The sequence below is a fragment of the Streptomyces sp. NPDC098781 genome (assembly GCF_044759995.1).
Taxonomy (GTDB): Bacteria; Actinomycetota; Actinomycetes; order Streptomycetales; family Streptomycetaceae; genus Streptomyces.
Genome location: NZ_JBIWAK010000003.1, coordinates 938,210 through 951,656 on the forward strand (window position 1 = coordinate 938,210; position 13,447 = coordinate 951,656).

Below are 13,447 nucleotides of genomic sequence, written 5' to 3' on the forward strand. Positions count from 1 at the left end.
CGAAGGACAGCAATGACTTACCCTCACCTTCCGCCGGAGATCGCGGAGCTGCGTGAGCGCACGCGCCGGTTCATCCGCGAGGTCGTCGTCGACGCGGAGCCCGGACCGGGCGGACGTCTCGACCAGGCCACCCGCGACCGGCTGCAGGCCGCGGCGAAGGAGGCAGGCGTCTTCGCTCCGCTCGTGCCGAAGGAGTACGGCGGGCAGGGCCTGGCCATCGAGCACTGGTCACCGATCCTCCAGGAGGCCGGCTACTCGCCGATCGGCCCCAGCGCGCTCAACTGCATGGCCCCCGACGAGGGGAACATGCACATGCTCAACCTCATCGCCACCGAGGAGCAGAAGAAGCGGTATCTCGCGCCGCTGGCGGCGGGGGACGTACGGTCGTGCTTCGGCATGACCGAGCCCCACCCCGGAGCGGGATCCGACCCGGCGGCGCTGCGGACCGCTGCCGTGCGCGACGACGGCGGCTGGATCATCGACGGACACAAACGGTTTACCAGCGGCGCCGTGGGGGCCGCGTTCTGCATCGTCATGGCGCGGACCCCGGCCGTGGACGGCGCCCCCGAGGGAGCCACCATGTTCCTGGTCGACATGGACAACCCCGGCATCCGGGTCGGCGAGCCGATCCACACCGTCGACCGCGCCATCGACGGCGGCCACCCCCACCTGTACGTCGAGGACTGCTTCGTCCCCGACGAGGCCGTGCTCGGCGAGGTCGGACTCGGCTTCCGGTACGCCCAGGTGCGGCTCGGTCCCGCACGCCTCACCCACTGCATGCGGTGGCTGGGCCTCGCCCGGCGGTCACTCGACATCGCGCTCGACCGGGCCGGGCGGCGGGAGCTGTTCGGCGGTCCGATCGACTCGCTCGGCCTGGCGCAGCACCTGATCGCAGAGTCGGTCATCGACATCGAAACGTCCGACGCGATCATCACCAAGACCGCGGCCCTGCTGGGCACCGACCCCAAGGCGGGGTCCGCGATGTCCTCGATCGCGAAGGTGCACTGCTCGGAGGCGATCTTCCGGGTGATCGACCGCGCCATCCAGATCTGCGGCGGGGACGGGGTCTCCGACGGACTTCCGCTGGCGCAGTACCTGAACGAGGTCCGCCCGTTCCGCATCTACGACGGCTCCAACGAGACCCACCGGTGGGCCGTCGCTCGTCGGGCCTCGGCCGACCGCGCAGCCGCGGTCCGCGCCGGTGAGCAGTACAGGGGCGACGCCGTCGTCGGCCGGGACGGGGGCGCGTGATGCACACCGTTCCCGACGGCGTGGAGGTCGTGGCGAGTTGGGAGAGGGCCCGCCACCTCGACAGCCCTCCGCTCCTGGTCCTCGACGCGGTCACCGGCTTCCTCGACGCACACGGCATCGGCAGCGGCCCGCTCGCGTGGCAGCGCATCGGCGACGGCCACTCCAACATCACCTATCTGATCCAGCGCGGTAGTGAGTGCGTCGTACTACGCCGTGGACCGCGCCCGCCCCTGCCCAAGTCGACGCACGACATGGTGCGCGAGGCCCGCATCCAGAAGATCCTCGGCGGGCACGGAGTGCCGGTGCCGGAGATCGTCGCCGTCTGCGAGGACGAGTCGCTTCTGGGCGTGCCGTTCTACCTCATGTCCCGGCTCGACGGGACGGTCGTCACCGACACGATCCCACCCCATCTCTCCCCCGCCGAACAGCGCCGGGCCACCAGCGAGGCGGTCGTCGACACCCTCGTCGCCCTGCACGGCATCGACGTGTCCGGAGGGGAACTCGCCTCCCTGGGCCGGCCCGAGGCGTATCTGCGGCGTCAGGTCGACCGGTTCCGCGGCCTGTGGGAGGTCAACACCACCCGCAGCCTGCCCGCGGTGGAGCGCATCGGGGACTGGCTCACCCGCAACCTGCCGACGAGCCAGGCCGCCTCGGTGGTGCACGGCGACTACCGCATGGGCAACCTCATGTTCGCGCCTCAGGCGCCGGCCAGGGTCCTCGCGATCCTGGACTGGGAGATGGCCACACTCGGTGACCCGCTCGCGGACCTGGGGTACCTCACCGCCACCTGGTCCGAGGCAGGCAGCCCTTCCACACCGCTCGAACTCACCAAGGTGACCCGGTCGCCCGGCTATCTCACCCAGCGTCAGCTGGCAGAGCGCTACCAGTCCCGCACGGGCCTCGACCTGACCCCACTGCCCTGGTACCAGACCCTCGCCCTGTGGAAGGCGGCGATCTTCTGCGAGGCCATCTACACCCGGTGGCAGCGTGGTGAGCGTCCCCACGACACGGCTTTCGGGCCGTCGCTCGAAACGGGCGTCCCCCGTCTGCTGGAGCGGGCAGGGCGATACGCCGGCCTGACGGCCACCACTCGCCGCTGACACCCGACGCGTCCCGGTACCGGGCTCCTCACCAACCTCGCTGCGGCCGGGCCGGGGAGGCCGCGCCACCGCCGAGCCCCCGCGGTCGCAGCATGCGCTTCCGACCGGTACGGAGCACGGCCGCCCGACATCCATCGCTCGTCCTCAACGGCTGCGACCGTCCCCCGCGACCCCTCGCGCCGTGTCCGTCTTCCTATTCCTCAGAGAGAGGTTCCGTGCCCCCCGCTTCCTCCCAGCATTCCCCCCGTGACACACGGGTGCTGGTCACCGTCAACGCGCTGCCGCTCGCCGTCGGTGTCCTGCTCTCCTGCTCCACGCCCCTCGGAGAGATCTCCGTGTACGGACGTCTCACCCTCGGCATCTCGTGGGCGCTCACGCAGCTCGTCGTCCTCGTCGGCGCAACGTGGTGGTACGAGAACCGGGCCGCGTCCTCCCGCGAACCGGCCTCGGCGACGACCACTGCCTCTCGATCGAACAGGGGCACGTGGTGACGTTCTCCCTGCTGAGCGTCGGCTCGCCCGACCTGATCGGCTCCGCCGCGAGGGGCGCGGTCATCACCGCCTTCCTCGTCTTCATCGGCCTGTGCCTCCTGTGGGTCTTCACTCTCGCCACTCAGGACGACGACCCCGAACGCCTCTACGTCGCCGACCGGTCTCTCCCGCCCGTCTTCAACGGCGTCGCGATGGCGGGGGAACAGATCACGGTCGTCCTTCTGGTCTCGCTGCCGGGAGCGATCGCTCTCTTCGGCTACGACGGAGTCTCGACCGCCGTCGACAGCGCCCTCGCACTCGGCGTCTTCCTGCTCCTCGCCTCCAGGATTCGCGCGACCCGCCGCTACACCCTGGGTGAGCTGTTCTCTCTGCGTGCCGGGGGGCCGGGAACGCGGATCGCCGGTGCGGTGGTGACTCTGTGCATCGCCGTACCCCTGCTCATGGTTCAACTGCGTGCCGGCGGCATCACCGCCGCTCTTCTGATCGGCATGCCGACCGAGGCGGCGCAGGTGGTGTGCACGGTGCTGATGGGATTCCTCATCACGTGCTTCGCAGGAGTGGCCGACCTGCGCGGCACCAGTTTCGTGCAGGTCGCCAAGGTGCCCGTAGCCCTGGCGACGCTCGCCGCAGTGACCCTGATGGCGCTCCGCCAGTTCGACTGGAGCCCTGAAGCTCTGCTGTCGGCCGCCATGGACAAGAGCATGTCGCCGGACGACTACCTCAGCCCCGGGCTGTGGGCGCACACCGCCGATCTCGGTCCGCTCGGGACGATCAGCGACCACATCGTCGTCATCCTCGGCACCGCGATGATGCCCCACCTGCTCCTGCGCGTCAGCGCCAGCCGGGACGTACCCGCCGCTCGGCGCTCACTGAGCGTCGCCGTAGGGCTGACCGGCCTCTTCTCCCTGCTGCTGATCACGACCGGCTTCGCCGCGGCCGCTGTGGTCGGCAGCGGACAGATCGGGGCGGTCGATGCGAAGGGACAGGGAGCCCCGATCCTCCTGGCATCGGAGGTCCTCCCTCACCACTCCACCGGCCGGGTCGTGCTCATCACCCTCGTGGCCTGTGTCGCCTTCCTCGCAGTCCTCACGGCCGTGGCGAGCGTGACCTTCGCCGCCGCCGTCTCCGTGACCCGCGACCTGATGGGGCAGAAGGGCCGTACCAGGATCGGGATCGGAGAGCCGACAGTCCTGCGGCTGTCCGTCGTCGCGCTCTGCGCCGTGAGCCTTCTCCTCACCACCGCCGTACACCGCTACCCCGTCGAGTTCCTCCTCGCCTTCTCGCTGAGCCTCGCGGCCTCATGCGTGTTCCCCGCGCTCGTCTACTCCTTCCTCTGGACCGGCTTCGACCGCCGAGGGCTGCTGTGGCTCGTCTACGGAGGGCTGTCCCTGTGCACCCTCCTGACCCTCGCCTCGCCCGCCGTGTCCGGAACGAGATACGCGCTGCTGCCGGAGCAGGACTTCAACCTGTTCCCGCTCCACACCCCCGGGCTGGTCTCCGTCCCGGCGGCCTTCCTCCTCGGATGGCTCGGCAGCGCACGTCCCTGGGAGCGGACCGCACGGCACCGGCATGCGGCGGCGGGACCGACCCCTGACCGTGGCGCCCCTGGGGGGCGCATCGGCTCCGACAAGAACGTCGTGAGCGGATAGCTCCGCCGTGCCCGTGACCGGCCTGTGCATCGTGCACCGGGCCCGGGCGAAGCAGGTGCCCGCTGTCGTTCTCGCCGGCGGTCCGGGCTGGCGACAGTGAGACCACCACCACATGAACAACGAGGGAACGCCACGACCATCGAACCCACTTGACCGTCGCGAGGACGGCGCGCGGGAGACCCGAGAAGACGGAACGCCCGCGGCTGATCGAACGGTCGATCCACCGCGATTCAGATCGAGGGAGAGGACGCACATGACGACACAGAAGAAGGCCCAGACCCTGACGTCCGTGGCGAACGACACGTCGGCGGAAGAGATCCTCAAGATCGTGACCCGTGATGGTGGCGTCATCATCAAGGGCTTCCTGACGCAGGAGCAGATCACCCGTTTCAACGGCGAGATCGAGCAGCCGCTGCGGGCGCTCGCCCCGGGGTCCACCCACGAGGACGACCTCGTGGCCGCGTTCCACGGCAACAACACCAAGCGCCTCACGAACCTGGTGACGCACAGCGCCTCGTTCCGCAGCGAGGTCATCGATCATCCCCTGGTCCACGAGATCAGCGACCTGGTCTTCCTCCAGGAGTCGGGCACGTACTGGATGACCACCGCGCAGGTGATCGAGATCGGCCCCGGCAACCAGGCGCAGATGCTGCACCGTGACCTGGAGAACTGGTTCCCTTTCATCGGGATGGGGCCCGGCGGCCCGGAGGTCACCATCAACTTCCTGGTCGCCCTGACCGACTTCAGGGAGGAGAACGGCGCCACCCGCGTCATCCCCGGGAGCAACCACTGGAGCGACTTCGAGGACCGAGGGACTCCCGAGCAGACGGTCCCCGCGGTCATGAACGCCGGAGACGTCCTTCTGATCAGCGGCAAGACCGCGCACGGCGGTGGGGCGAACCGGACCGGCGACGAGTACCGACGGGGCCTCGCCTTCACGTTCAACGCGGGCTTCCTCACCGGCGAGGAGGCGTACCCCTTCCTGGTCGAGAGGGAACTCGCCAAGACGCTGTCGCCGCGCGTGCAGCGCATGCTCGGCTTCCGCTCGCAGTACCCCACGGGCTCTCCCGGCCTGTGGCAGGTCGACTACGCCGATCTGGGCGAATACCTCGGCCTCTGAGAGCCGGGGCCGACCAGAGGCTGCCGCAGCTGTCCGAGGAGCGCACGTCATGGCTTTCCCGTACGTTCGCATTATGGGAACCGAGGTTGATGCGTTCCTTGGTCAGCTGGCCCGCCACCTCAGACCTGAGGTGAAGAAGCTGGCCGGCCTGCTGCTCCAGCGCCTGAACGGCGAGCTCCCCGAGCTTTCGGGGGAAGCGGACATCGCGGCTCTGAACCCGGAGGAGACAGCCCAGCACATCACCGCCGTTCTGGATCTCCTGGAGACCCACCCCGATGCGAGGGCGTCGAAGGCCCCTCCGGCCGCCGTGGAAGTGGGCCGCCTCTACGCCCGGCGTGGGATTCCGGTGAGCAGACTCCTCCGTGGCTACCGGGTCGGCCACCTCAGCCTGCTCGGGCTGTTGCAAGCCGAAGCGCCCCGCCTCACCAGCGACTGGCACATGATCCACCTGGCCTCCATGAGGTTGGTCGCGATCGGTTTCGACTACGTGGACCGTTCCTCGGAAGAGGTCGTCGCCGCCTACCAGGAGGAGCGCGACCGTCTGTTGCAGCGTCGGCTCGCCCTCACCGACAGGGCGAGCAAGCGGATCGGGTCCACGCTCGACGTCACCCGCACCGCAGAGGAGTTGGCGGAGGTCTGCACCGAGGGCTTCGCCGACCTCGTCACCGTCGACCTCTTCGACGCCGTCCTCGACGACACGGGTACTGGTTCGCCAGAGGCTCTGACGCAGCGCCGCGTCGCCCAGCGCTCCGTCCTAGACGGCTGTCCGGAGTCCCTGCTCCGCGTCGGTGAGAGTCATGCCTACCCCGACGACTCGGAACCGGCTCGCGTACTGGTCAGCGGACGATCCGTCCTGCACCACATCGCGGGGACCGAGATGCCCACGTGGGTGGCGACGTCGGAGTCCCACGGCCGAGTACTGCGCGACCTCGGCATCCACTCCGTTCTCCTCGTGCCCCTGCACGCCCGCGGGGACACCCTGGGCCTGGTGCAGTTCGTACGCCATCGGACCTCGGTCCCCTTCGACGACGACGATCTCCTGCTGGCGCAGGAGATCGTCTCCAGGGCGGCGGTGTCCATCGACAACGCCCGCCGGTACACCCACGAGCGTTCCACCGCGCTCGCCCTCCAGCGAACCCTGCTGCCGCGGAACACGGTGAAACAGGCGGCCGCCGAAACGGCTTCGCGGTACCTGCCCGCCGGGTCCCGCGCGGGTGTGGGCGGCGACTGGTACGACGTCATTCCCTTGTCCGGGGCCCGCGTCGCGCTGGTCGTCGGCGACGTGGTCGGTCATGGCCTGCACGCCGCCGCCACCATGGGCCGACTCCGCACAGCCGTCCGCGCCTTCGCCGACATCGACCTCATGCCCGATGAACTTCTCACCCACCTGGACGACGTGGTCATCCGTATGCAGCGCGAGGAGTCGCCGGCCGAGGGCGAGACCAGCGCCACCTGCCTGTACGCGATCTACGACCCCGTCTCCCGCCAGTGCTCCCTCGCCAGTGCCGGCCATGTCCCGCCGACCGTGGTGGCTCCCTCGGCCACAGGCGAGACCACTCGGACCTCCAGGGTGGTCGAGTCGCCCGAGGTGCCGATCGGACCGCCCCTCGGCCTGGGCGGGCTCCCTTTCGAGACGATCGAGTTCGAGCTGCCGGAGGACAGCCTGCTGGTCCTGCACACCGATGGGCTGATCGCCGGCCGCATGCGTGACGTGGACCTCGGACTCGCCACGCTGCGCGATGTCCTCACCTCGGCGCCGGACTCGCTGGAGGAGACCTGCGACCAGCTGCTGGCCGCGCTGCTGCCCAGCCGCCCTGCCGATGACGTCGCCCTGCTCGTCGCCCGGACCCGCGCCCTCGACCCGGACCACGTCGCCACGATGGACCTCCCGTCCGATCCGGCGGCCGTTTCCGGGGCCCGCCGCTTCGCCTCCGACATCCTGACGGCCTGGGGGCTGGAGGAGATGTCCTTCACCACGGAGCTGGCCGTCAGCGAACTGGTGACGAACGCCATCCGCTATGGCAAGAGCCCCATCCAGCTGCGCTTGATCCTCCAGTCGACGCTCATGTGCGAGGTCTCCGACGCCAGCAGCACCGCCCCGCATCTGCGCCGGGCCCGGATCTTCGACGAAGGCGGCCGCGGCCTGCTCCTGGTGGCCCAGCTCACCGAACGCTGGGGCACACGACACGGTCGCGAGGGAAAGGTCATCTGGGCCGAGCAGACTCTCACCGCGGACAGCGCGTCCATCACCGAAGGAACGTGACGCCCGGTGAGGGCCGACTTGTTCGATCGACTAAGTCGATACACTGAACGTATGGCTCATGTTTCCGCGGCGGAGCGCCGCCCCCAGTTGATCAAGGCGGCCATCGACCTCATGACCCGGGAGGGCGTCGCCGCGGGGAGTACCCGCGCCATCGCCGCGGAGCTCGGTGTCGCGCAGGCCACCGTCCACTACACCTTCGGTACGAAGGAGGACCTGTACCGCGCGGTCATGGACCAGATCACCGACGAGCTGGTCGCGCAGGTGCAGCGGGCGGCACCGGAAAACGCGGGCTTCGAGGAGACCTTCAGCGCCTTGGCGGGGGAGCTGTGGGGCACCGTGCGCGAGCCGACGTCGCACCACCAGCTGCTCAGCGAGCTGACCATGTTCGCCCTGCGCGTGCCCGGCCTCAACGAGGCCCGGCAGAGCCACTACCGGCGGGTCGTAGAGGTGACCGCACAGGTGATCACGGAGACGGCCGAGAGGACGGGACAGGAACTGGCCGAGTCCCCGGAGACGGTGGCCCGGTTCTTCCTCTCCGGCTTCGACGGACTCACCATGCAGGTCCTCCAGTGCCTGCCGGACGAGACCACCGAACGGACGGGGCTCAGGACGCTCGTGGCCGCGACGGTGGCGCTGGCCAAGGGGAGCCTCGACCTCCCGAACGTACCGATGGCCTGACACGACGCGAAAATGCTCGTGGGCGCACCTGGAAAGGTGCGCCCACGAGCATTTCTGCCTGCTTGGCGGGAATCAGCCGGCCCAGACGTCCTCGACGTAGCGTCCGGACGTGACGAGCTCGGCGAGCCATGCCACGGCCTGCTCGTCGCTCGCGCCCGTCCGCTCGCGGTGGATCGCCATGAACACCTCCCGTACGGCGGGTGCCATGCGGCGGCCGTCGCCGCAGATGTAGACGCGTCCGCCCGCCTCCAGGACCGACCACACCTCCTCGCTCTCGCGGGCGATGCGCTCCTGGACGAAGCGGGCGCCGTTCTCGGGCGCGTGCATGAACGTGGGGCGCATGCTGACCGCGCCGGCCGCCTCCGCCGCCTCGAACTCCTCCCGGTGCAGGAAGTCCACGTCGGGGTGGTCGCAGCCGAAGTAGCAGAGCAGGGTGCCGGTCGAGCCGGTGTGGTGGCGATCGAGGATCGCGCCGCGGAAGGGCGCGAGGCCGGTGCCCGCGCTGACCAGGATCACCGGTACGGAGGTGTCCTCGGGCAGGCGGAAGGACTCGCTGCACGGCAGGACCCGGGCCTGGATCACGTCACCCGCGTTCACGCTCTGCAGGAAGTGCGAGGCGATCCCCCGGAAGGTGCCCTCCCCCGACCGGTGGGGCGCGGCGAGCAGCGACACCATCAGGTCGGCCTCCCCCGGCCGGGCCGCGGCGGACGACGAGATCGAGTAGTGCCGGGGACGCAATACCGGCAGCAGCTCCAGGAAACGCTCGAAGGGCAGTTCGCACGCACGGTAGCGCTCCAGGAGGTCCAGGACGCTGAGCCCCGCGACGGTCACCTGCTCCCGGAAGGTCTCCGGATCGGCGGTGGCGAAGGCGGTGAGCGGCTGCTTCTCGGGCGGGCAGGCGGTGTGCTCGGCGAGCACGGCGACCTGCTCCTGGGTGGCCGCGTCCTGGAGCTCGACGAAGTCGGTGAGCAGGCGGCGCAGGCTCAGCGGCCGGTCGACGGGCAGGGCGCCCCGGCTCCGGCGGCGGGCGCGCAGCCGGACGGTGCGGTCCAGGTCGAGGCCGAAGCGGTCGGCGACACGCTGGACGAGGGTCTCGGGGTTGCCGGGCAGGACGGCCAAGTGGTCAGCGGTGCGGTAGCTGACGCCCTCGGGCAGACGGAGCCGCAGGAACCGCTTGGAGCGTCCGAGTTCGTGGTCGGTGTCGACGAGTTCGTACGCTTCGAGGACCTCCATCGGCTGGACGCCGTGGCGCTCGGCGAGACCGCCGAGGACCGACTCCGAGGTGTCCTCCAGCTCGTACAGCCCTTCTGCTTCCGCCTCAGGTGCGGTGCCTGCCGCTTCGCCGGCGACCGCTGCGCCGTACTCGTCCAGCAGGACCGTCCACAGGTCCGCCGTCCACTGGTCGACCACTCCGCCGAAGTCACCTGATCCGTCGGCGGCGCCGCGCTCCAGAAGCGGGACGGCGCCGGCGGCGGCCAGACGCTCGTCGATCAGGGTGGGGATGCGCTGGTAGGTCGCTGCCCAGTTGCGGTCGCCGACACCGAGGACGGCGTACCGCAGGCCGGCGAGCGAGCCGGGGGCGAGGTTCTCCAGAGCGGCGACGAACTCGGCTGCGTCGTCGGTGGGGCGGCCGTTGTAGGAAGCGGCGACGATGACGACGGGGCCCTCGGTACCGGCCAGCCTTTCCGTGTACTCGTTGAGGGCGGCGACGGACGGGACGAAGCCGTGCTCCTCGCCGTCGCCGCCGAGGTCGCGGGCGATACCGGCGCAGGTGCCGAGGTTGGATCCGTGCAGCAGGGTCAGCGCGGTGCCGCTCGCACGGCGCGTCACGGTGGCGGTCCGGCCCGCGACGGGATCCGCCGCCCTCACGGCGGGCAGGCGCCGTTCGTCGCTGGTGCGGCGGGCGAGCCGGAGGCTGAAGCCGTCGGGCTTGATGGTCAGCGTCGACTTGATCTTCAGCTGGTAGTCGGTGTGGTCGATCAGGCGGTAGCGGTGCACCAGCAGGCCCAGTAGCAGGGTGGCCTCGTGCAGCGCGAACTGGCGGCCGATGCAGGCCCGTTCGCCGTTGCCGAACGGCTTGAAGGCGTGGACCGAGCGGGCCGCCTCCCGCTCGGGAGTGAAGCGCTCGGGATCGAACAGCTCGACGTTCTCCCCCCAGGCCGCATCGCGGTGAAGGGCCGAGGTGATCACCATCAGCGACTCGCCCTTGCGTACGGGGTACTTGCCGCCGATGACGGTGTCCTCGATCGGCTCGACGGCGTACGCGGGCGCCGTCGGCCACAGCCGCAGGCTCTCGTTGAGTATCTGGCGGATGTAGGTGAGCTTGCCGATGTCACCGTACTGGGGATCAGGGGAGTCGGTGTCACCCCACAGGGCGTCCACCTCGGCCTGGGCCCGGGCGAGCACCTCGGGGTGCTTGGTCAGGTAGTACAGGGCGAAGGAGAGCGCGCTGCTGGTGGTCTCGTGGCCGGCGATCAGGAAGGTGATCACCTGGTGCCGGATGTTGACGTCGTCCAGGAGCTCGCCGGTGGCGGGGTCCTTCGTGTGCAGCATCAGCCCCATCAGATCGTCAGTGCTGGTGTCACCGGAGGCGCGGCGCTCCTTGATCACGTCGTCCACGAGGTCCGTCATCAGGTCGATGTCCTCGCGGAACTGCTCGACCTTCCTCCTCTTGAACAACTCGGAGCCCGGGATGGACTCGCCCTTCTCCTGGGCGAAGACGAGGGCCCGGGCCATCGCCTCGACGAACGGATGCAGGTCGTCGCGGCGGAAGGACTCGAAGTCGTAGCCGAAGCCGCACAGGCCGATCGTGTCGAAGGTCAGCCGGGTCATCTCGTCGGGCACGTCCACCGACTGCACCCCGGCCAACCGGTCCCACTTGCCGATCAGCGAGCGGGCGACCTTGAGCATGGGGGCGTGGTAGCTGCGCATCGCGCCGAGTGAGAACGCGGGCATCAGGATGTCGTGGGCCTTGCGCCAGTTCGGTTCGTGGTTGTAGGCGGTGAACAGACCGTCCCCGGCCAGAGCCCGGACCTCGACCAGGTCGGCATGGACATGCTTATGGAAGCGGCTCTCGTCCGACAGTTCGGTCACGAGGTCCAGACCGCCGACCATGACGGTGTCCCGCCCGAAGATGCGCAGCCGGTACACGGGTCCGAATTCCCTGAACTCCTTCAACAGGTAGGCCAGGAAGTCCGCGCCCGCGGGAACGTTGAACGCGTGGCCTACGAGGGGCAGCGGGGGGCGCTCGGGGATCGCCCGCGCCGCGCCTACGGACACCTGAGTCATGAGCGTGCCTTTCGTTTCACTCCAGCAGTCGCCAACCAACTTACATACGACTTTGTCGAGTGAACATGTCGATTGACTGTATTGAATGACACAGTCGCAGGACGGAACTCAGAACATCCCGCGAACGTCCGGCAGGAGCGGCTTGACAGATGACACCGTCAGTAGACACGGTTGAAAGACATGGTCAGTCGACCATGTCGAGCGCCTGCACTAGGCGCGCGCTTCTTCCACCGAGCACATCGAGGTTTCCGCATGAACACCATGCTGGCCGGGCGGCTGCGCCTGGACACCCGCACCTTCGCCGTCGAAGAGGTTCCGATCCCGGTTCCAGGCCCGGGTGAGGTCCTCGTGGAGGTGCGGGCGGCCGGCGTCTGCCTGTCCGACATCCATCTGATCGACGGCAGTCTGAGCCCTTTCTTCCCCACCGACGCTGTCACGAAGGCGGGCGCCGTCACCCTCGGTCACGAGGTCGCTGGAGTCGTCCACACCCTCGGCCCGGACGTGAAGGGCGACTGGACGCCCGGACAGCGCGTGGTCCTCCAGGCCGGCGAGGCATGCGGCGACTGCCCCGGCTGCCTGCGACGGATGATGTGCCACCGGCCGATCACCCGCGGCCTCGACTACGACGGCGGCTGGGCGAAGTACGCGATCGCCCGCGAGCACACGTTGCTGCCCATCCCGGACGGTCTGCCCTTCGACCAGGCCGCGATCATCCCCGACGCGGTTTCCACCCCGTACGCCGCGATCGTGGGCACCGGCGCGGTCCGCCCCGCCCAGTCGGTCGGCATCTGGGGCGCGGGCGGCCTCGGCGCCCACGCCGTACGGCTTGCCCGGATGGTCGGCGCGGCCCCGATCCTCGCGATCGACCCGCTGCCCTCGGCCCGCGAGCGGGCCCTTCTCTTCGGCGCGGACGTCGCCCTCGACCCGCTCGCCCCGGACTTCGCGGAAGCGGTGCGGGAGGCGACGGTCGGGCGCGGCCTCGACGTCGCGTTCGACTTCGCCGGCGTGGGCGCCGCCCGTGCCCAGGCCGCGTCGGTCCTGGGTCCCTTCGGTTCGCTCGTCCTCGCCGGACTCACCCCGGAGCCGGTCGCGATCGCCGACAGCATCGGCTTCTGCTTCAACGTCAACCAGGTCCGCGGACACTACGGCTCCGAGCCGGAGCACGTGGAACAGCTCGTCGCGCTGACCGCCGCCGGACGGATCGACCTCGGCCCCTCCGTCAGCGCCCACGTCCCCCTGGCCGAAGCCGCGGACGCCGTCGCCCGGCTGGAGAAGAAGATCGGAGACCCGATCCGCCTCGTACTCACCCCCTGAGCACAGCGGGTGGAGTCCGGATCCCCAGGCACAACGCGGCCGACCCTGCCTCGGCCTCCACCACCGCCCGAAGGCCAGCGGCACCCCGGATTATTCGGCCACCCCGCGCTGACAGGGCAGCCACTCAAGTACGACGACTACCTACCCGGCTGAGATCCTTCTCTGTTTTGACTTCTTTCGAGGGAACAGAAAGCAGCCGAAGCCGGTGTTCGATTACGAGACCGGACGGCAAGCACGTTCACGATCGCCGAATTTTTCGAATCAAGCCACAGGCTTCGGGCGTGATGGGTATG

General features: G+C 69.6%; 9 protein-coding genes. 8 read left to right on the forward strand and 1 reads right to left on the reverse strand.

Going from position 1 to position 13,447, the window contains the following annotated elements; translation table 11 throughout:
• The first annotated feature begins 12 nt into the window (after window positions 1–12).
• The 7 genes from ACIQWG_RS15965 (at window position 13) to ACIQWG_RS15995 (ending at window position 8,552) form a co-directional block, all read left to right on the forward strand.
• A complete protein-coding gene (locus tag ACIQWG_RS15965; protein ID WP_404095423.1) occupies window positions 13–1,251 on the forward strand; it encodes an acyl-CoA dehydrogenase family protein in 1,239 nt (412 codons plus the stop codon).
• A complete protein-coding gene (locus ACIQWG_RS15970; protein ID WP_404095425.1) occupies window positions 1,251–2,351 on the forward strand; it encodes a phosphotransferase family protein in 1,101 nt (366 codons plus the stop codon). Before ACIQWG_RS15965 ends, ACIQWG_RS15970 begins: the two co-directional genes overlap by 1 nt.
• 215 nt (window positions 2,352–2,566) lie before the next feature.
• Window positions 2,567–2,842 (forward strand): hypothetical protein, encoded by a 276-nt coding sequence (locus ACIQWG_RS15975; RefSeq protein WP_404095427.1) that lies wholly within the window; start codon window positions 2,567–2,569, stop codon window positions 2,840–2,842.
• Complete coding sequence (locus tag ACIQWG_RS15980; protein ID WP_404095428.1) at window positions 2,839–4,491, forward strand: transporter; 1,653 nt, start codon at window positions 2,839–2,841, stop codon at window positions 4,489–4,491. Before ACIQWG_RS15975 ends, ACIQWG_RS15980 begins: the two co-directional genes overlap by 4 nt.
• A 253-nt stretch (window positions 4,492–4,744) precedes the next feature.
• A complete protein-coding gene (locus ACIQWG_RS15985) occupies window positions 4,745–5,611 on the forward strand; it encodes a phytanoyl-CoA dioxygenase family protein (protein ID WP_404095430.1) in 867 nt (288 codons plus the stop codon).
• A gap of 73 nt (window positions 5,612–5,684) precedes the next feature.
• Window positions 5,685–7,874, forward strand: a complete 2,190-nt coding sequence (locus tag ACIQWG_RS15990; protein ID WP_404095433.1) for a SpoIIE family protein phosphatase — start codon at window positions 5,685–5,687, stop codon at window positions 7,872–7,874.
• A gap of 51 nt (window positions 7,875–7,925) precedes the next feature.
• Window positions 7,926–8,552, forward strand: a complete 627-nt coding sequence (locus ACIQWG_RS15995) for a TetR/AcrR family transcriptional regulator (RefSeq protein ID WP_404095435.1) — start codon at window positions 7,926–7,928, stop codon at window positions 8,550–8,552.
• 72 nt (window positions 8,553–8,624) lie between these two features.
• Here the strand turns inward: ACIQWG_RS15995 and ACIQWG_RS16000 are convergent, their stop codons facing one another.
• Entirely contained in the window at window positions 8,625–11,840 is a 3,216-nt protein-coding gene (locus ACIQWG_RS16000; RefSeq protein ID WP_404095437.1) for a bifunctional cytochrome P450/NADPH--P450 reductase, read from the reverse strand.
• Window positions 11,841–12,092: 252 nt separating this feature from the next.
• On the opposite strand from ACIQWG_RS16000, the gene ACIQWG_RS16005 reads away from it, so the two are divergent.
• Window positions 12,093–13,154: a zinc-binding dehydrogenase gene (locus ACIQWG_RS16005; protein WP_404095439.1), complete on the forward strand. Its 1,062-nt coding sequence runs from the start codon at window positions 12,093–12,095 to the stop codon at window positions 13,152–13,154.
• Window positions 13,155–13,447 lie beyond the last annotated feature (293 nt).